The following is an 18,480-nucleotide window of genomic DNA, read 5'->3' as shown; positions in this document are numbered from 1 at the left end:
CAAAGCGTTGCGTTGCTTGGTCTCACTCAGTAGAATAGTCACTTTGCAAAATTTGCCTTTGGAGACGCCTAAGTGGAGCGACCGACGATTAGCCCTGAACATTTACAGGAAGCTGCTGAAAATTTATCAACAATTCGAGATTTTATTCGTTTTGGGGTATCAGCATTACGTCAACATGATGCACATTTAGGACAAGGTACTGAAGATTATTTTGCAGAAAGTTCTGCACTAGTTTTACAAACCTTATCTCTTGAATGGTCAGCAGACGCAGAAATTCTAGATGCCAAGTTATTACCAAGTGAAAAAGCAGAATTTTTAAGTTTGTTAGAACGTCGTATTAATGATCGTATTCCAACTTCTTATTTATTAAATTTAGCTTACTTCTTTAATAAGCCATTTTATGTAGATGAGCGTGTACTTATTCCACGTTCGCCAATCGCAGAGTTAATTGAGCAACGTTTTGCACCATATTGTTTAGATGAAAATGGGCAAATGCGTGAAGCACTAAATAATCTACCAGAAAATGCAAATCCTAAAACGCCACAACGTATTTTAGATATGTGTACAGGTTCTGGTTGTATTGCTGTAGCTTTGGCTTATGCTTATCCAGATGCTGAAGTAGATGCAACGGACATCTCTAAAGAAGCCTTAGAAGTAGCCTCGATTAACGTTGAACACCACAATAAACAATATCAAGTTGCGTTACTTGAATCTGATTTATTTGCAAAGATTCCAGCTGAAAACCAGTACGATTTAATTGTAAGTAACCCTCCGTACGTTGATGCCGAAGATATGGCTGACTTACCGGAAGAGTTTTTGCACGAACCTGAGCTTGCATTGGCAGCAGGCCAAGATGGTTTAGACCTCGTGCGTAAAATGCTTGCTCAAGCGGCAGATTATTTAACTGAAGATGGTTTAATTGTCATTGAAGTGGGTAACTCTGAATGGGCTATGCGCCAAAACTTCAATACTATTGATTTCAACTGGCTTACTTTCCAAAAAGGTGGTTCTGGCATTTTTGCTTTAACCGCAGAACAATGTCGTCGTTACAGAAAACTATTTGAACAGCAACAAGCATAAGGAGTTGTACGTATGGCAGGGAACAGTATTGGACAACTCTTTCGCGTAACGACATGTGGTGAGTCTCATGGCGTTGGCTTAATGGCAATTGTTGATGGTGTGCCACCTGGTCTTGAGTTAACCGAAGAAGATCTACAAAAAGATCTGGACCGCCGTAAGCCGGGTACATCAAAATTTGCGACTCAGCGCAAAGAGCCTGATCAAGTCGAAATTATTTCTGGTGTGTTTGAGGGTAAAACGACTGGTACGCCAATTGGCTTACTTATTCGTAATACTGACCAAAAATCGAAAGATTATGGCAATATTGCTCAGACTTTTAGACCGGGTCATGCGGACTACACCTATACACAAAAGTATGGTTTCCGTGATTACCGGGGGGGCGGTCGTTCTAGTGCTCGTGAAACTGCTATGCGTGTTGCAGCGGGTGCTATTGCTAAAAAATATTTAGCAGAAAAATTTGGTGTATTGATTCGCGGTCACGTCACACAAATTGGTAATGAAGTTGCTGAAAAACTGGATTGGAATGAAGTTCCGAATAATCCATTTTTCTGTGGTGATGTAGACGCTGTTTCACGTTTTGAAGCCTTGGTGACATCTTTACGTGAACAAGGTACAAGCTGCGGGGCTAAGCTAGAAATTTTAGCTGAAAAAGTTCCTGTAGGCTGGGGTGAACCTGTTTTTGACCGCCTAGATGCTGACATTGCTCATGCCATGATGAGTATTAATGCGGTTAAAGGTGTTGAAATCGGGGATGGTTTCGCAGTTGCTGGGCAATTTGGTCATGAAACACGTGATGAGTTGACGAGTAATGGCTTCTTGGCGAACCATGCAGGCGGTATTTTAGGAGGTATTTCGAGTGGTCAGACGATTCGAGTTGCCATCGCATTAAAACCTACTGCAAGTATTACAACACCAGGTAAAACGATTAATTTAAGCCGTGAAGATACTGATGTGTTAACTAAAGGTCGTCATGACCCATGTGTAGGTGTACGAGCAACTCCAATTGCAGAAGCAATGCTAGCCATTGTTTTAATGGACCACTTCCTACGCCATCGTGCACAAAATGCAGATGTTGTTCCACCGTTTGCCCCAATTGAACCATAGTCATAATTTTCGACTATAGTAATTAAGCCCCCATATTTAACTTAAACTTGGGGGCTTTAATTTTTTACCATATTTGACTCTATTAAATTTTAAATTATTTCCTTGTCTTATAATCTCTATATAAATATAATACGCGCGATTTATTTCTGAATATATTTATCTGCTTAAGTAAGAAATTAAAATCTTATTAATTTGTTCGCTACGCAAGATATTTATATCTTAAAACTAATTTTAGTCAAATTGGTTTTATATAAGTTTATTACATATTTAAATTTTATTACTTTAAACAAATAATTTTCAAAGTCATCATTGAAATTGGGGAAATATCAATGAATCAATGCACATATAGAATTGGCTGTATGTCAAAGGATAAGCTTTTGCCTAAAAATTTACAGGCAATGATAAAAGTTATTCATGACTTGTCTTTGTCATCTCAGTTATCTGGAAATTGGGTATATAATGATAATGATCCAGATATACATATTATTGATTTAGATAGTGGTTATACCAATATTCTTATTCCTAAAAAAATTAAAATCGTATTAAGCAATAATCCTGAGCTTTTAAAAGGTTACCAATATGGGTTAAAGAGACCAATACGGTATCAGGAACTTTTAAATATTTTACAAAAAGTAGAAAAGAATGAATATTTTCAAAATACTCATCAAGAGCGTATAGAAAATAATAAAAATATAACTTCTAATGATTCTTTGGAAACTAAAGTTTTATATAAACTCGTTTGTTATCCAAACTTTAAAAATATTCATGCAGAGCAAATTGTTAATGTCACTAGAGTTTGTGCTTTATTATCTATTGAATCAAAAACAGTCCAAGAAATTAAAAAATTCTTGAACTTATCTGTAGATGAAATACAAAAAACGATAGAAATTATTAAAAAAGAAGCTTATCCGAACTATGAAACGATACATGAAAATATTGTCTCGATATTACCGTTTTCAAATGAAGTTGTTCAGACAACACCTCCCAGGATTGAGCAAAACTTATTGCTCTATTTTATAAATAAACTTTGGAGAAAGTTGAAAGGAGAATTCTGATGAACTGGAATATTTTAGGTTAGAGTAGAGTCGGTATTTATTAATCTTAACTAAACTATTTTTAATTTAATTTTAACAGTTAAACAAAAATATTTAGTCTATATTAAAGCTAAATAGATAAGCTTTTCATTATTTTAATTCAAATGAGTAATACCAAAAAATAATATAATCATTAGCCAAAAGTTATCTTCAATAGTTATTTGCCATTTTAAGTTAAATCTACAATTTGTTCTTCATTTACAGCAATTTTATATTGATTACGCCCATTTGTTTTTGCTTTGTATAAGGCATGGTCAGCTCGTGCAACAAAAGCAGAAATTGAATCGTTTAGCCGTGGAATTGTGGTTGCGACTCCTACGCTAATGGTGACATAAGGTGAAACATCACTACATGGATGCTTAATCGCAATTTTATTAATCGCACTCATTAAACGTTCGACCTGTATTAAAGCTTGCTGCGCATTTGTCATTGGAAATAGTAGCAAGAACTCTTCGCCGCCATAACGAGCAACTAAATCACCACTACGAGCAGCAATAGAAGAAATAGCAATTGCGATTTCTTTTAAACATTCATCACCTTTGAGATGTCCTAGCGTGTCATTGTATGCTTTAAAATAATCGATATCGACCATCATAATTGTGAGTGGTGTTTCATGCCGTAATGCACGGCGCCATTCATTATCAAGTGTTTCATCTAAATAGCGTCGATTGGCTAAACCCGTAAGTGCATCTTGTTGTGAGAGTAAGGATAACTGCTGTGCTTGTTGCATGAGCTCAATACGGTTAAGCTCGATCATACAGTTTTGTAAATAGTTTTCTCGGTGCTGACGGTCAGTTGCATAGGCGAGAGTCATTCCTAGAAAACTACTGAAGGTATAAGTGCGGTTCAGAAAAGTCCAGTCGATTACACCATTTAAGTAGTTACTTACTAAAATTCCAGCTAGTCCTCCTATCCACCCAGCAAATATGGCGGTGTAAAAACGCATACCAACAGCACCATAAATAATAACGATTGCATACATCATCGCTGCATGGAAAAGAACATTCTCTTGGCCATTTTCAATAACATTAATTAAAATAAAAGTAATTGCTACCGCTAAAGCTGAGCCAATTCCTACATAATAATCAAAATATTGGTTCAGTTTTTTAATAAATGATAAAATCCAAGCAATAAAAACAATTACACCTACCCAAGAATAATAACTAAACCAGGGCAAAACTTGTTCACTTGGTAAAACTTGATATATACCAAAGCTTAAAAATATATATAATATTAAAATAATAGGCGCTCTATAGCGGAACTCATAGGCAGCACCATTTTGGTACTGAAAACGATAAATCGTTTCAAGCCGCTTTGGAAACCATACGAAGTTTAATCCTCGCGTGGTTAATAAATCTATTTGTTCCTGTCCCAATATATTGGAACCTTGCAACTTCATAATTAATGCTCACTATATTGGAAGTTGTTATAAAATCAGACTTATTTTAAGTAAAGTTCCATCTAAAAATATTGATTATATAATGTGTGGTTTATTCAAAATAATAATACAGATTTTTTAAAAAAGTAATGATTTTTATCTATGTTAAATGTGATAAAAATCACGACATTTCAATGATTAGCGTAATAATTATCTAAAGTCTCTCAATCCATCGAAAAAAGTTACAAATGGTCGATTAACGATTGTATCTTTATCATTTTCGGATAGACTTATAGCGTGAAATACAGATGATTGCTGTCATATAAATAGGAAAATTAGCAATGACTGCTCTAAATCAATATGGAATGAATTTAGAAATTACGCCGCATAATGGATGGTCACAACGGTTCTGGGACGACCTGTTACCAGCAAAAGAACGGGTGAGTAAACATCCGTTTTTTACGGAAATGGCCAATGGGGGATTGAGCCTAGATAGTTTCCGTTATGCTTTACTTAATTTCTATCCATTAGTCGCCCATTTCCCGTCGTATATGGCTGGAGCATTAGGGAAAGCAACAGGGTTTTCTGAACCGGGAGTTACAGAAGCACGAGATTGGTTAATCCAAAATATTAAGGTAGAAGAGCGACACTTAAAATGGTATCGCGATTGGGCTGGAGGTTTTGGCTTAACAGTTGAAGAACTTGATCATGTACGTCCACCAGCTGCTATGAACGCGGTAAACCATTTTCTATGGAATATGAGTCATCGAGGGAATTTGGCAGAATGTCTGGCTGCAACAAATTTAGCAATTGAATGGGCAACCGGAGATTGGTCTATTCAGGTGTATAAAGGTATTCATACCTATACGAATCATCCTGAAGTCACGATTGATAAACGTTCTTTAGCTTGGTTACGTGCTCATGCACATTATGATGATCTTCATCCATATGAAGCTATGGAACTGATTAAGCGTTTATGTAATGACCGTCCTGACTGGCAGCAAAAAGCATTTCATGCTGCCGAAGAAGGGCTACGGTATTATGAATTAGCTTTGGACGATTGCTATAGGGTACAGCTTCAAGCCTCTGCTTGATCTGGCCTTAAAAAGGGAGAATATTTATACGATATTCTCCCTTTTATTTTATTCGAGCAACTTTAACAGTTTAGTTCGATAAGGTGTTTCTTCGGGTAATAATTCAAGTAAGCGTTCAACAGCATCTACACGGTCTGGTACACGACTGACTACGCGTAATAATTGATCAATATCTTCAATTTGATAAATCACATGGCTCAAACGAGCGTCAAAACAATCTCTCCATGCACATAAAAAAGGGCTTTCTGATTTAGATAAAAAACTTCCTTTATAAAGTGTCAGCGTAGTTGATGTGAAGCCTAGGTTTAATGCTTGTTCAGCCATTAAAAAATCACATTGAATTTCGCAGTTAAGTCTATATGGTCGTGACTCGATAACGTCGGGTATTAGGTTTCTAAGTTGAGAAAGTTCTGCTTTTAAAGTGGTGGTACTTACAGGCCGATCACCATATAAAGCATAGTGAAGTTCTTCAAGATTAATCCCTTCAGGACAAAGAGTTAGAATGCACAGAATTTCAATTTGACGTTGAGTCAATGTAAGGCTGTGTTGGTTATATTGAACTTTGGGAGTTCCAAAGGCCTTAATATACAAAATATTTTTTTGATGTAGCTGAATAGCTTGTTTAACAATATCTGCACATCTTTCAACGGCTAAAAGACCAAGAGAATTATGCTTATGAGATTTAGTCGATAAATTCATAATCCCATAAAATTGACCTGTATTTGTATCTGTTATTGGGGCTGCGTAACACACCCAGTCTCTAACACTATTCATTTGGTTTTCGTGTGAGTAAACACAGCTTGCAGAATGTGTATTTAATGCTAAACCAATTGCATTTTGACCTACTGCCTGAGTAGACCACTGACCACCTTCAACAAAGTGTACTTGCTCGGCCGATGAGCGCATTGGATGACTACTCCATGTCCAAAGTAGCGTGCCATGAGGATCAGTCACACCAATTGCCATATCGGCATCTTCGGCAATATGCATTAAATTGCGATGACACTCATGAATCGAACGACCAAATAATGAATGTTCCCATTCCTCACCCAGATCAAACAAAGGTGCTGCCTCAAGCTCAAGTGATGGTTTTTTTCCTAATAATTTAGAATGAGATGAGGATTCCGGCCGAAATAAGGACGGAGTAGTGTCTATAAAAGGCGATGATAATTGTTCTGACATATCCATATCGAAATTCCTTTATCATTGAAATGGCGTATCCGTAGCCGCTCAACTGTTATAACTTTTTTATTGTGACTATTTCCTAGTTATCTCCTTACCTTAAATAATTTTATAGGTCTTGACCATTATCCTATTGGATAAGTTTTGTTAATTGCCTATTCCTTACGATAAGACATCTTGTCGACTAAAAGGTTTCGGTGCTTCTTCTCCAAAATATTGTCGATCAGCAAAATAGCTAGAACGAACCATAGGTGCACTCCAAATATTTTTAAAACCTAATCGCTTACCGTGTCGGGTATATCGTTCAAATTCTTGTAAATTTACAAACCGATGAATAGGCGCATGTGATTTTGAAGGCTGAAGATATTGACCAATCGTGACAAGATCGACTTGATAGTCTTTTAAATCGTTGAGTAGGGCAAGCACTTCAGCCTCTATTTCTCCTAATCCAACCATCAGGCCAGACTTGGTTTTGATATCGGGACAATATGCTTTAAAGCGTTTTAGCAGCTCGAGTGAATGTTGATAGTCTGACCCAGGACGCATCGCTTTATATAAACGCGGAACTGTCTCAATATTATGATTAAACACATCTGGAGGCGATAAGCTTAGAGTTGAAAGCGCTGTCTCTAAACGACCGCGAAAATCTGGTACTAAAATCTCAATTAATGTCTCTGGACAGCGCTTTCTGATCTCTTCAATACATTTTACAAAATGTGCAGCGCCGCCATCATGTAGATCGTCGCGGTCAACAGAGGTAATCACGACATACTTTAAGTTTAGGTTTGCGACTGTTTCTGCCAAGTGTTTAGGTTCATCTTCGTCTAAAGCTCTTGGGCGACCATGAGCCACATCACAAAAAGGGCAGCGTCTAGTACAGATGTCTCCCATAATCATAAATGTTGCCGTACCTCCACCAAAACATTCCGGTAAATTTGGACACGCTGCTTCTTCGCAAACACTGTGTAACTTTTGTTGACGTAGCAAATTTTTTATGCGGTTAATTTCTTCAAAATCGGTTATTTTGGCTCTAATCCAGTCAGGTTTTGTTGGTAACTCTTCTGTAGGTAAGATTTTAATCGGAATACGAGCAACTTTATCCATTCCTCTTAATTTAATACCAGTTCCTATTTGCTTTTTTAAGTCCATATATAAAATTCCATTTTATATTAAATAATTTGCAACTAGACTCTATATAATAAAAATCCTTATAAATTAAATAACGGATATTGAGTTTATTAATGAGCATAGTACACAGCTAATATTATAAATTAATAAAGGTTGGTTAAAGGTTTGTTTTGCAAGACAATGAAATGTATTAAAATTTTTTAATTTTATTTTTGCTGTACAAGTTTTTGAAAAATAAAAAATAATAGCCATAAAAACCATTTAAAAATTTTTAGTCTAATAGCATATTAAATTAAATTGAGCTTTATTGTTTATAGCGAAATATATAACTCTCGCTGAAACTTGGTTGATTTTCAATAATCAAGATAATAAAGGAAAAGGATATGCAATTAACGGAAGAGCAATTACTCGCAGCATATAAACGCATGCGTGATATTCGTGAATTTGAGGATCGACTTCACGAAGAAAATACCAATGGTGATATTCCTGGCTTTATTCACCTATACAGTGGTGAAGAAGCTGTAGCAGTCGGGATTTGCGAAAACTTAACCGACAAAGACTATATCACTTCAACACACCGTGGGCATGGACACTGTATTGCAAAAGGCTGTGACATTCATGCCATGATGCTGGAAATTTTCGGTAAAGATGACGGGCTATGTCGTGGAAAAGGCGGTTCTATGCACATTGCCGATTTGGATAAAGGTATGCTCGGTGCCAACGGAATTGTGGGCGGCGGGCCTCCATTAGCAATTGGTGCAGCGTTGACAGCAAAAACCTTAAAAACTGGTGGCGTGGGCCTGTCTTTTACAGGTGATGGTGGTTCAAACCAAGGCCTTACCTTTGAAGCGATGAATATGGCTGTTGTGCTTAAACTTCCAGTCATTTTCGTTTTCGAAAATAACGGTTTTGGTGAAGGAACGGGCCATGATTACGCGGTAGGAAGTAAGGATATTGCTGGTCGTGCAGCTGGTTTTGGTTTACCAGCAGTTAAAGTTGATGGTACCGATTTCTTTGCAGTTTATGAAGCGGCCCAAACTGCTATTGATCGTGCACGCCGTGGTGAAGGTCCAAGTGTGATTGAAACCATTACGAACCGCTTTTATGGCCACTTTGAAGGTGACCCGGGCTTGATTCGCTCTAAAGAAGAAGTCGAATTCATCAAAGAAAATAAAGATCCTTTGAAAATTTTCCGAGAAAAAGTCAAAGGCAAAATTGATGAAGCCAAACTAGACGAGATTGATGCAGCATCTAAAGCAAATGTTGATGATGCCGTTGCTAAAGCTCGTGCTGCGGCATACCCACAACCAGAACAACTCCTTACTGACGTCTATGTCTCTTACTAAAGGAATAGTAAAGATGCCAAATAAAAGTTTTCGTAATGCGATTAAAGAAGCCATTGAATCAGAAATGCGCCGTGACCCAACTGTTTTCGTGGTTGGCGAAGATGTGCGCGGCGGCCATGGTGGTAAAAATACCGAAGAGAACGAGCTTGAAGGCTTCGGTGGGGTACTTGGTGTAACCAAAGGTTTATGGACGGAATTTGGTTCAGAACGTGTGATTGATACTCCAATTACCGAATCAGCGATTATTGGTATGGCCGCTGGTGCTGCGGCTACAGGTTTACGTCCTGTTGCTGACTTAATGTTTATGGATTTCTATGGCGTGTGTCATGACATGCTTTATAACCAAGCCGCTAAGTTCCGTTATATGTTCGGCGGAAAAGCAAAAGCGCCAATGGTTGTACGTGGCATGATTGGTGCAGGTTTTTCTGCGGCAGCTCAGCATTCTCAGTCACCATATAACGTATTTGCTGCGGTTCCGGGTTTAAAAGTTGTAGTTCCATCTAGCCCATATGATGTGAAAGGGCTATTAATTCAGGCTATTCGAGATGACGACCCTGTAGTGTTCTGTGAGCATAAAATGCTTTATGACATTAAAGGTGAAGTTCCAGGTGATGCCTATACTATTCCTTTTGGTGTAGCAAATTACACTCGTGAAGGGACAGATGTGACCATTATTGCTTTAGGGTTGATGGTACACCGCGCCAATGAAGTAGCGGATAAATTGGCAAAAGATGGCATTTCAGTTGAAGTGGTAGACCCTCGTACAATTTCACCTCTGGATGAAGAAGGAATTTTAGAGTCTGTTGCATCGACTGGACGTGTGGTTATTGTGGATGAATCGGCGGCACGCTGTGGCTTCGGGCATGATGTTGCTGCACTAGTTGCACAAAAAGGTTTCCACTATTTAAAAGCACCTGTTGAACTCGTAACGCCACCACATACGCCTGTTCCATTCTCTCCGGTTTTAGAAAAAGAATGGATTCCAAGTGTAGAGCGTATTGAGCAAGCTGTGCGAAAAACATTGGAGGCTTAGGATGAGCGAAATTAAAACGCTGGAGATCCCGAAATGGGGATTATCCATGGAAGAAGGCACGATTGCCCAATGGTTGATTAAAGAAGGTGATAGCTTTAATAAAGGCGATGAAATTTGTGAAATTGAAACCACAAAAATCGTCAATGTATTAGAAGCGCCTTTTGCAGGAACGCTCCGTAAAATTTTAGCAAAAGATGGTGAGACTTTACCTGTCGGTGGTCTCATTGCGGTATGTGCTGAAAGTGAAGTTTCTGATGCAGAAATTGAAACATTTATTGCATCACTCGGTGGTTCAGCAGCTAAAGCTCCTGAAGCATCTTCGGAACAGAGTAAAGCGGAAATATCTGCACCTGTTATTGAAAAAGCGGAACAACCACAGTCTTTAGCTGTAAGTGCTCCAGTTCCAGTAAAGGTTGCTAAAGGTGACTACGCTGTACCCGAGTCATTACAAGGTTATCAAACATCTGATGAGTTGTTTACAACACCGCATGCGTTAAAACTTGCTGAAAAACATAATGTGAACTTAGCGAAAGTCACAGGCTCTGGCCGTGAAGGACGTATTAGTGTTCAAGACATCCAGAAAGCTGTGCAGGCTGCTGGAGGTCAGTGGCCTGACGTTAAACAGCAAACTCAAGCTAAAGTGGTTAAATCTACTGCCGACGATAGCCGAGTTTCAGCGACGCCTGTAGCACGTCGTTTAGCAAAACAATGGGGCATTAACTTAAATGACTGCCGTGTTTCAGGTACTCGTGGCCGGGTTTGTAAAGAAGATGTTGAAGCGGTTTACAACCGTGACAACCCAACGGTGGGAAGTGAACAGTCTACTCAGTGTGCTGTTGCTCAACCACAATCGACAATCACCACAGTCGCGATGAATGGTATGCGTAAAGCGATTGCTTCACGCTTGCAAGCGGCAAAACGTAATGCGCCACATTTCCGTCTTGTAGTCGATCTAAACGTAGAAGCTATGCAAACACTACGTAAGCAAATTAATGAAACTGTGCCACAAGTGAAGCTTTCTATTAATGACATGTTAATTAAGGCAGCTGCAGCGGCACTCATTAAAGTACCTGAGGTGAATGTTCAATTTGATGAGGCGACTCAATCAATCTTACAGTTCTCTCAAGCAGATATTTCGGTAGCTGTGGCAATTCCAAACGGTTTAATTACACCCATTGTGAAAGCGGCGAATCAGAAGTCTTTAGCACAGATTTCCGATGACATGCGTGATTTGGCAACGCGTGCCAAGACTGGCAAGTTACAACCTGATGAGTTTCAAGGCGGCAGTTTTAGCATTTCAAATTTAGGAATGTTAGGCATTAAGCAGTTCGATGCCATTATTAACCCACCGCAAGGTGCAATTATGGCATTAGGTGCTTCTGAATCTCGCGCTGTTGTTGAAAATGGCAATGTAGTGGTTCGTGAGATTGTCACAGCGACGTTGTCATGCGATCACCGAGTCATTGATGGTGCGGTTGGAGCGAAATTCTTGGCCAGCTTTAAGCAGTTTGTTGAAAACCCTGCTTTAATTTTGGTGTAGGAGAACCCGCATGTCAGAAGCTCAATTTGATTTAATTGTGATTGGCGCGGGACCAGGTGGGTATGTGGCTGCAATTCGTGCAGCCCAGCTCGGGTTAAAAACCGCAATTGTAGAAGAACAACATCTAGGCGGAATTTGCCTAAACTGGGGCTGTATTCCAACTAAAGCTTTGCTTGCAGGGGCAGAGCTTGCAACTCAGTTTAAACATGCCGGACAGTTTGGTTTTCAGGTATCTCAACTCGATTTTGATATTCAAAAGCTTGTGCAACATAGCCGTCAAGTGTCAGCTCAGTTAGTACAAGGTATTGATTACTTACTTAAAAAAAATCAGGTGACTGTATTTAATGGTCGTGCTCAGCTTACGGCTAAAGAAAAAATTGAAGTGACCGATGCTCAAGGTAAAAGTCAGGCTTTGAGTGCGCCCCATATTATTTTGGCAACTGGAGCTAAAGCTCGACATGTTCCTCAGCTTCCTGTCGATGGAACGTACGTGTGGAGCTATAAAGAAGCGCTTGTACCAGAGCAATTACCAAAAAGCTTATTGGTTGTAGGCTCGGGAGCGATTGGCAGTGAGTTTGCTAGTCTTTATCAAGATTTAGGATGTCAGGTCACCCTTATTGATTTAGCCAAGCAGATTTTACCCACTGAAGATGCGGAAGTTGCTCAATTTGTTAGAAAACAATTTGAACAAAAAGGTATGAAAGTCTTAACCGATGCTGTCGTTCAAAGTATTCAGATTGAAAATGAGCAAGTCCACTGTGTGGTTGAAACGGCAAATGATGTTCAAACGCTTGTTTTTGACCGCGTGCTTTCGGCAATTGGTGTACAGCCTAACACCACGGGGCTAGGACTAGAACGTTTAGGTGTAGAACTCAATCCACAAGGTTTTGTGGCAATTGATGACTATTGTAAAACCAACGTAGCAGGACTTTATGCCATTGGTGATGTGGCTGGAGCGCCGTGTCTTGCCCATAAAGCAAGCCATGAAGCCATGATATGTGTCGAGAAAATTGCTGGTGTAGCAAACGTACATTCACTCGATCGTAGCCAGATACCGGGTTGTATTTTTACGCATCCACAAGTGGCGAGTATTGGTTTAACGGAAAACGTAGCAAAAGCTAAGAACTTACCTGTACGAGTCGGCAAGTTTTCTTTAACTGCGAATGGCAAAGCTTTGGCAATTGGAGATGCGTCAGGCTTCGTTAAAACAATCATTCATGCAGAAACGGGCGAACTACTTGGTGCACATATGGTAGGTCATGAAGTGACTGAGCACATTCAAGGCTTTGCGATTGCTAAATATCTAGAAGCAACTGATGAAAGTTTAGCTCAAGTGGTTTTCCCACATCCAACCTTATCAGAAGCCATGCATGAATCTATTCTGGCTTCAATGCAACGAGCGATTCATATGTAGAAATTCTACATTTACAGGAGTTGAACATGGTTAAGGGATTAAAAAATAAAGTCGTTTTAGTGACTGGGGCAGCTCAAGGCATTGGCCGTGGGATTGCCCTGCGCTTGGCGCAAGAAGGGGCACATATTGCCCTAGTCGATATGAAACAAGATCGACTGAACGAGGTGCAGCAGGAAATTCAGGGTTTAGGTGTAAATGCGAGCATATTTATTGCTGATGTCAGTGACCGTGAGCAAGTATATACCGCTATAAATCATGCTGAAGAGACTCTTGGTGGATTTGATGTCATGATTAATAACGCTGGAATTGCACAAGTTCAAGCCATTGCTGATATCACACCTGATGAATTTCAAAAAATTGTTGATATCAATATTGGTGGAGTACTGTGGGGCATTCAGGCTGCTGCTGCAAAATTTAAGCAACGGCAACATAAAGGAAAAATCATTAATGCTTGCTCAATTGCAGGCCACGACGGGTTTGCTTTACTCGGTATTTACTCGGCAACCAAATTTGCGGTACGAGCACTTACCCAAGCTGCGGCAAAAGAATATGCCAGTCACGGTATTACGGTAAATGGATATTGTCCCGGAATTGTCGGAACTGACATGTGGGTTGAAATCGATAAACGTTTTGCTGAAATTACCGGTGCCGCTATAGGTGAAACTTATAAAAAATATGTGGAAGGTATTGCTTTAGGTAGAGCCCAAATACCAGAGGATGTAGCTGCATTAGTTGCTTTTCTGGCAAGTGAAGATTCAGATTACATTACAGGCCAATCCATTTTAACGGACGGCGGCATTGTCTATCGCTAAAACAACATCCTGATTTGAGGGAGATAATAATGAAAGCAGCGCGTTTTTATGACAGAGGCGATATTCGTATTGAAGATATCCCTGAACCAGAAGTCACTCCCGGCACTGTAGGTATTCAGGTGGCTTGGTGTGGAATCTGTGGTACAGATTTGCATGAGTTTATGGAAGGACCGATTTTTATTCCACCGTGTGGACATCCGCATCCTATTTCAGGCGAATCTGCGCCGATTACTATGGGACATGAGTTTTCAGGTGTGGTTTATGCCGTAGGTGAAGGTGTTGATGATATTGAAATTGGTCAGCATGTAGTCGTAGAGCCTTATATTGTGGCCGATGATGTGCCGACTGGACCGGGTGATAATTACCATCTTTCTAAAAATATGAACTTCATTGGTTTAGGCGGTCGTGGCGGTGGTTTATCGGAGAAAATTGCGGTTAAACGCCGTTGGGTGCATCCAATTTCCAATAAAATTCCACTAGATCAGGCGGCCTTGATTGAACCGTTATCTGTGGGTCACCATGCTTTCGTACGTAGTGGTGCAAAGGCTGGTGATATTGCACTGGTAGGTGGTGCGGGCCCAATAGGTTTGTTGCTTTCAGCAATTTTAAAAGCAAAAGGTCTTAAGGTCATCATTACCGAGCTAAGTGCAAAACGTAAAGAGAAGGCCAAAGAGTCGGGAGTCGCAGATTATATTTTAGACCCGTCAGAAGTTGATGTTGTTTCTGAGGTCATGAAAATTACCAATGGCGATGGCGTTGATGTCGCGTTTGAATGTAGTAGCGTTAACAAAGTTTTAGATACTTTGGTTGCAGCAGTCAAACCAACAGGCGTTATCGTTATTGTTTCGATTTGGAGCCATCCAGCATCAATTAATGTGCATAGTGTGGTGATGAAAGAGCTTGATGTACGAGGCACAATTGCCTATGTGAATGACCATCAAGAAACGATTAAACTGGTTGAAGAGGGTAAAATAAATCTTGAACCTTTTATTACCCAGCGTATTCAACTTGATGATTTGATTTCACAAGGTTTTGAAACCTTAATTCATAACAATGAGTCAGCCGTTAAGATTATCGTACAGCCCTAAATAGATACTTAGACCTATAAAAAAGAGCGATGATTCGCTCTTTTTTATTAAAGTAAATTGTTGTCTTGGGCTTCAATAATAGGCGGTAATGGCTGTCCTAAAGAGCTTAGAGACTCTCTCTCAATCAAACGTACAATTGAATCGAGCGGTAAATCATTTTCTTGCAAACCAAAAGGTTCTTCAATTTGAGCACTTAAGGCATCTAAACCTAAAAACATATAAGCGATTAAGCCGACAATAAGCGGTGTCCAGATGCCCAAAGCTGCTTCAAGGCTAAATGGTAATATGAAACAGAAGCAGTAAACGGCACGGTGCAAAAGTACTGAATATGAATAGGGTAAAGGTGTCCCAGCAATACGATCACAACCTGCTTGGATATTGCCTAACTCAACAATATGTCGATTTAAGGTGCTATAGATAATGTCACTAATTTCACCATCTTTTAGTATTTTAACTAAATCTTTTTGAATGTTTTCGAGTACAAATTGTGGTGCATTAATATGCTCATTTAAATAATTAAGTGAAGAGTTCGTTAAATAGGCATGTTCAAGAAATTTGGTGGGTTCAACTGTTTGTTGACGCAGTCGATCACGCAATAAATTACTAAAAATTAGGACTTGATGAATTAAATGTTCACGCTGTTCATTCGATAGAACATGGCTATCTCTAACGATATGTCTGGCATTGGCAATTAGCGCACCCCAAAGTTTGCGACCTTCCCACCATCGGTCATAACACGCGCTATTTCTAAAACCCGTACAAATTGACAGAATCACACCGAAGATTGTAAAACCAATTGCAGGTACGGTAGGGATTTGAATCCAATGATAATAAGAAAGAAAAACAACAAATGCTGAGATCAGAATAACAATGCTCAGTGCAGGCAAGACCTTCGGCAAAATTGTTCCTTTCCAAGCAAATAATAATTTAAATACATTGCTTTTATCACGGACAATCATATAAAGCCTTTGAACTAATGAACCTAACCAAGTGCAATATGATACGCTTTAGACGAGCTAAATACCTAGCTAAAGCTTATGCTTTTGTCTGTATCGCCAAAGCGTGGTACGGCTAATTCCAAAAATATTCGCGACCATATTCAGGTTGTGGTGATATTTTTCTAGAGCTGCCTGAACATTTTCAGGTGTAAGTTCTGCATTATTTTCAGGTAATTTAACGTATTCGTCTGCATCTAATAGTTCATTTGGTAAGTCTTCAACTTCAATTTCGTCTTTACCATTTGCCATGGTTAATGCATAAAGCAATGTATTTTTAAGCTCACGAACATTTCCTGGCCAGTCATAATTTAATAGAACTTGTATAGCTTTTTGATTGACATGACGCGGCATTGTGTCGAGTTGAGTTGAACTCTCTTTTAAAATCTGATCCACAATGAGTGGAATATCGACTTTACGTTCTCTGAGTGGTGGTATAAAAATTGGAATTACGCGTAAACGGTAGAGCAAATCGTGGCGGAAACGTCCAGCCTTAGCTTCTTCGCGTAAAGCTTTATGTGTTGCAGTGATAATTCGGACATTGGCTTGAATCGGTTTTTCACCACCTACAGGCGTAAATTCACCTGTTTCTAACACCCGTAATAATTTAGCCTGAAGTTCTAAAGGGATCTCAGCAATTTCATCCAGAAAAAGCGTCCCACCAGCGGCACGTTCAAACACGCCTTTATGGTCACGAATTGCTCCTGTAAAAGCGCCTTTAACATGTCCAAAAAGTTCACTTTCTAAAATATTGGCATTGAGGGCAGCACAGTTAATCGCTACAAAAATCTTATTTTTACGCTGACTATAATCATGAATTGCTTTTGCTACCAGTTCCTTACCACTACCAGACTCGCCGCGGACGAGTACTGGAAACTCAGTAATTGCAACTCTTTGAATGATGGAAAACATACGAGCCATTTCTGGTGAGCAACTGTTAAAAACCTTGGCTAAGTCCTGTAATTGTTCTGTTAGCGTTGATTGACCAGCAATATCATTTTCTGTGCCAACTGGCTGTAAAATATGTAACTTGCCAATAATATGATGCTCGGCAATATAAATATCATGTTCTTGATAGATAAATCGCTTTCTTATTTTAGGAGTATTGATCTCAAGATATTGATTGTGATGATCTTGAGTAAGCGCTGCCATGCTCTCAACAGAAATATCGTCTGTATTAAATTTATAGTGAATGGCGTGAGTCGTTGTGTCTGCTAAAAACAGACTTGCATTTGGAAATAAAGCCTTAAGTTGCTCAAATAATATATAAAAATCTTGTTCTGACTCAAAATTTAACTTTGCCATTTCATGTGTTTCACAATCGTTTCATTGAAACATACTTGAGTTTCAAGGGAACATCAAGCTCAGTTCATCTTCTTATTTTAATTTCATTAATTAATTTAATTTATTGATTTTTATATTTATTATTAAATTTTAAATAATTGGCACCTTATTTGCAAAATATAGGAAAGAAATAAATTATTAAGGTATAAATCATGTTCTTTAAACAGTTTTTTGAGCAGGAAAGTTCGACTTATACATATATGCTTGGGTGTGAAGAAACACGAGAGGCGGTTTTAATTGATCCAGTCGCATCAGATATAGAAATTTATGCAAAAGAATTAGAGCAACATCAATTTACGCTCATCTATACATTAGATACACATGTTCATGCAGACCATATTACTGCTGCGAATTTGCTTCGTGAACGTTTCCATTGCAAATCGGTTTTACACCGAAACTCAGATGTAAGTTGTGGAGATATTTTAATCACTGATGGTTGCATGCTTAAAGTCGGTAATCTCAGTATTGAAGCGCGCTATACACCAGGTCATACCAATGCTTGTACAAGTTATCTGGTAGGAAATATAGTTTTCACTGGCGATGCATTATTAATTGACGGTTGCGGTCGAACTGACTTTCAACAAGGTAATGCAGGCACACTTTATGACAGTATTCATAAGCAACTTTTCAGCCTACCTGACAGCACTATTGTATATCCTGGACACGACTATAAGGGTCGTTTGTCTTCAACGATTGGTTATGAACGTTTAAAAAATTCACGTCTAGGTCAGAATCGCTCGCGCGAAGATTTTATTAAATTAATGAATAACCTAAATCTGCCATATCCTAAACAAATCGATAAAGCACTACCTGCCAATCAGGCCTGTGGTTCAACTTCCCAATCATAA

The 18,480-nt window shown here is 39.0% G+C and carries 16 protein-coding genes; 11 read left to right on the top strand and 5 right to left on the bottom strand.

Features of this window, described 5'->3' with window-relative positions; all coding sequences use genetic code 11:
• Positions 1 to 72 precede the first annotated feature (72 nt).
• The 3 genes from prmB (at position 73) to AWW73_RS01395 (ending at position 3,239) form a co-directional block, all read left to right on the top strand.
• Complete coding sequence (gene prmB / locus AWW73_RS01405; protein WP_016145181.1) at positions 73 to 1,080, top strand: 50S ribosomal protein L3 N(5)-glutamine methyltransferase; 1,008 nt, start codon at positions 73 to 75, stop codon at positions 1,078 to 1,080.
• Positions 1,081 to 1,092: 12 nt separating this feature from the next.
• The gene (gene aroC / locus AWW73_RS01400; protein ID WP_062848537.1) at positions 1,093 to 2,184 is read left to right on the top strand and encodes a chorismate synthase; all 1,092 of its coding nucleotides are present in this window, start codon (positions 1,093 to 1,095) and stop codon (positions 2,182 to 2,184) included.
• A gap of 329 nt (positions 2,185 to 2,513) precedes the next feature.
• On the top strand, positions 2,514 to 3,239 hold the full coding sequence (locus AWW73_RS01395; RefSeq protein ID WP_031948244.1) for a hypothetical protein: 726 nt from the start codon (positions 2,514 to 2,516) through the stop codon (positions 3,237 to 3,239).
• Between the two features lie 208 nt (positions 3,240 to 3,447).
• Here AWW73_RS01395 and AWW73_RS01390 read toward each other — a convergent pair whose 3' ends face one another.
• Positions 3,448 to 4,677, bottom strand: coding sequence for a GGDEF domain-containing protein (locus AWW73_RS01390; RefSeq protein ID WP_057106971.1), 1,230 nt, complete (start codon positions 4,675 to 4,677; stop codon positions 3,448 to 3,450).
• 320 nt (positions 4,678 to 4,997) lie between these two features.
• Between AWW73_RS01390 and AWW73_RS01385 the strand changes: the two genes are divergently transcribed.
• A complete protein-coding gene (locus tag AWW73_RS01385) occupies positions 4,998 to 5,750 on the top strand; it encodes an iron-containing redox enzyme family protein (RefSeq protein WP_002113940.1) in 753 nt (250 codons plus the stop codon).
• A gap of 48 nt (positions 5,751 to 5,798) precedes the next feature.
• On the opposite strand, the gene AWW73_RS01380 is transcribed toward AWW73_RS01385, so the two are convergent.
• Together AWW73_RS01380 and lipA are read right to left on the bottom strand one after the other, a co-directional pair.
• A complete protein-coding gene (locus AWW73_RS01380) occupies positions 5,799 to 6,938 on the bottom strand; it encodes a hypothetical protein (protein WP_062848536.1) in 1,140 nt (379 codons plus the stop codon).
• 156 nt (positions 6,939 to 7,094) lie between these two features.
• A complete protein-coding gene (gene lipA, locus AWW73_RS01375; RefSeq protein ID WP_062848535.1) occupies positions 7,095 to 8,081 on the bottom strand; it encodes a lipoyl synthase in 987 nt (328 codons plus the stop codon).
• Positions 8,082 to 8,443: 362 nt separating this feature from the next.
• On the opposite strand from lipA, the gene AWW73_RS01370 reads away from it, so the two are divergent.
• Genes AWW73_RS01370 through AWW73_RS01345 form a run of 6 tightly spaced genes read left to right on the top strand, consistent with a single transcriptional unit; the run spans position 8,444 to position 15,293 of the window.
• Positions 8,444 to 9,406: a thiamine pyrophosphate-dependent dehydrogenase E1 component subunit alpha gene (locus AWW73_RS01370; RefSeq protein WP_004792523.1), complete on the top strand. Its 963-nt coding sequence runs from the start codon at positions 8,444 to 8,446 to the stop codon at positions 9,404 to 9,406.
• A 13-nt stretch (positions 9,407 to 9,419) separates the two neighbouring features.
• On the top strand, positions 9,420 to 10,439 hold the full coding sequence (locus tag AWW73_RS01365) for an alpha-ketoacid dehydrogenase subunit beta (protein ID WP_062848534.1): 1,020 nt from the start codon (positions 9,420 to 9,422) through the stop codon (positions 10,437 to 10,439).
• Between the two features lies 1 nt (position 10,440).
• The gene (locus tag AWW73_RS01360) at positions 10,441 to 11,979 is read left to right on the top strand and encodes a 2-oxo acid dehydrogenase subunit E2 (RefSeq protein WP_062848533.1); all 1,539 of its coding nucleotides are present in this window, start codon (positions 10,441 to 10,443) and stop codon (positions 11,977 to 11,979) included.
• 10 nt (positions 11,980 to 11,989) lie between these two features.
• Positions 11,990 to 13,393, top strand: coding sequence for a dihydrolipoyl dehydrogenase (gene lpdA, locus AWW73_RS01355; RefSeq protein ID WP_062848532.1), 1,404 nt, complete (start codon positions 11,990 to 11,992; stop codon positions 13,391 to 13,393).
• Positions 13,394 to 13,419: 26 nt separating this feature from the next.
• Positions 13,420 to 14,205, top strand: a complete 786-nt coding sequence (locus AWW73_RS01350) for an acetoin reductase (protein WP_062848531.1) — start codon at positions 13,420 to 13,422, stop codon at positions 14,203 to 14,205.
• Between the two features lie 29 nt (positions 14,206 to 14,234).
• Positions 14,235 to 15,293, top strand: coding sequence for a 2,3-butanediol dehydrogenase (locus AWW73_RS01345; protein ID WP_062848530.1), 1,059 nt, complete (start codon positions 14,235 to 14,237; stop codon positions 15,291 to 15,293).
• A 47-nt stretch (positions 15,294 to 15,340) separates the two neighbouring features.
• On the opposite strand, the gene AWW73_RS01340 is transcribed toward AWW73_RS01345, so the two are convergent.
• Both AWW73_RS01340 and AWW73_RS01335 read right to left on the bottom strand, forming a co-directional pair.
• Positions 15,341 to 16,252, bottom strand: a complete 912-nt coding sequence (locus AWW73_RS01340; RefSeq protein WP_057106728.1) for a bestrophin family protein — start codon at positions 16,250 to 16,252, stop codon at positions 15,341 to 15,343.
• Positions 16,253 to 16,321: 69 nt separating this feature from the next.
• On the bottom strand, positions 16,322 to 17,593 hold the full coding sequence (locus AWW73_RS01335; RefSeq protein WP_061874662.1) for a sigma-54 interaction domain-containing protein: 1,272 nt from the start codon (positions 17,591 to 17,593) through the stop codon (positions 16,322 to 16,324).
• 191 nt (positions 17,594 to 17,784) lie between these two features.
• Here AWW73_RS01335 and AWW73_RS01330 point away from each other — a divergent pair, with 191 nt between their 5' ends.
• Complete coding sequence (locus AWW73_RS01330; RefSeq protein WP_062848529.1) at positions 17,785 to 18,480, top strand: MBL fold metallo-hydrolase; 696 nt, start codon at positions 17,785 to 17,787, stop codon at positions 18,478 to 18,480.

Origin of the sequence: Acinetobacter lactucae, assembly GCF_001605885.1 — a bacterium.
Classification (GTDB): Bacteria; Pseudomonadota; Gammaproteobacteria; order Pseudomonadales; family Moraxellaceae; genus Acinetobacter; species Acinetobacter lactucae.
The sequence above is the reverse complement of the archived record's forward strand: the minus strand, read 5'-3'. Positions and strand labels throughout refer to the sequence as shown.

Excerpts from the sequence above, each read along its gene's own strand:
- lpdA (WP_062848532.1), top strand. The coding sequence starts at position 11,990 with ATGTCAGAAGCTCAATTTGATTTAATTGTGATTGGCGCGGGACCAGGT.
- AWW73_RS01390 (WP_057106971.1), bottom strand. The coding sequence starts at position 4,677 with ATGAAGTTGCAAGGTTCCAATATATTGGGACAGGAACAAATAGATTTA.
- AWW73_RS01380 (WP_062848536.1), bottom strand. The coding sequence starts at position 6,938 with ATGGATATGTCAGAACAATTATCATCGCCTTTTATAGACACTACTCCG.
- AWW73_RS01345 (WP_062848530.1), top strand. The coding sequence starts at position 14,235 with ATGAAAGCAGCGCGTTTTTATGACAGAGGCGATATTCGTATTGAAGAT.
- AWW73_RS01335 (WP_061874662.1), bottom strand. The coding sequence starts at position 17,593 with ATGGCAAAGTTAAATTTTGAGTCAGAACAAGATTTTTATATATTATTT.
- AWW73_RS01330 (WP_062848529.1), top strand. The coding sequence starts at position 17,785 with ATGTTCTTTAAACAGTTTTTTGAGCAGGAAAGTTCGACTTATACATAT.
- aroC (WP_062848537.1), top strand. The coding sequence starts at position 1,093 with ATGGCAGGGAACAGTATTGGACAACTCTTTCGCGTAACGACATGTGGT.
- AWW73_RS01385 (WP_002113940.1), top strand. The coding sequence starts at position 4,998 with ATGACTGCTCTAAATCAATATGGAATGAATTTAGAAATTACGCCGCAT.
- AWW73_RS01350 (WP_062848531.1), top strand. The coding sequence starts at position 13,420 with ATGGTTAAGGGATTAAAAAATAAAGTCGTTTTAGTGACTGGGGCAGCT.
- AWW73_RS01365 (WP_062848534.1), top strand. The coding sequence starts at position 9,420 with ATGCCAAATAAAAGTTTTCGTAATGCGATTAAAGAAGCCATTGAATCA.
- lipA (WP_062848535.1), bottom strand. The coding sequence starts at position 8,081 with ATGGACTTAAAAAAGCAAATAGGAACTGGTATTAAATTAAGAGGAATG.
- AWW73_RS01340 (WP_057106728.1), bottom strand. The coding sequence starts at position 16,252 with ATGATTGTCCGTGATAAAAGCAATGTATTTAAATTATTATTTGCTTGG.
- AWW73_RS01360 (WP_062848533.1), top strand. The coding sequence starts at position 10,441 with ATGAGCGAAATTAAAACGCTGGAGATCCCGAAATGGGGATTATCCATG.
- AWW73_RS01395 (WP_031948244.1), top strand. The coding sequence starts at position 2,514 with ATGAATCAATGCACATATAGAATTGGCTGTATGTCAAAGGATAAGCTT.
- AWW73_RS01370 (WP_004792523.1), top strand. The coding sequence starts at position 8,444 with ATGCAATTAACGGAAGAGCAATTACTCGCAGCATATAAACGCATGCGT.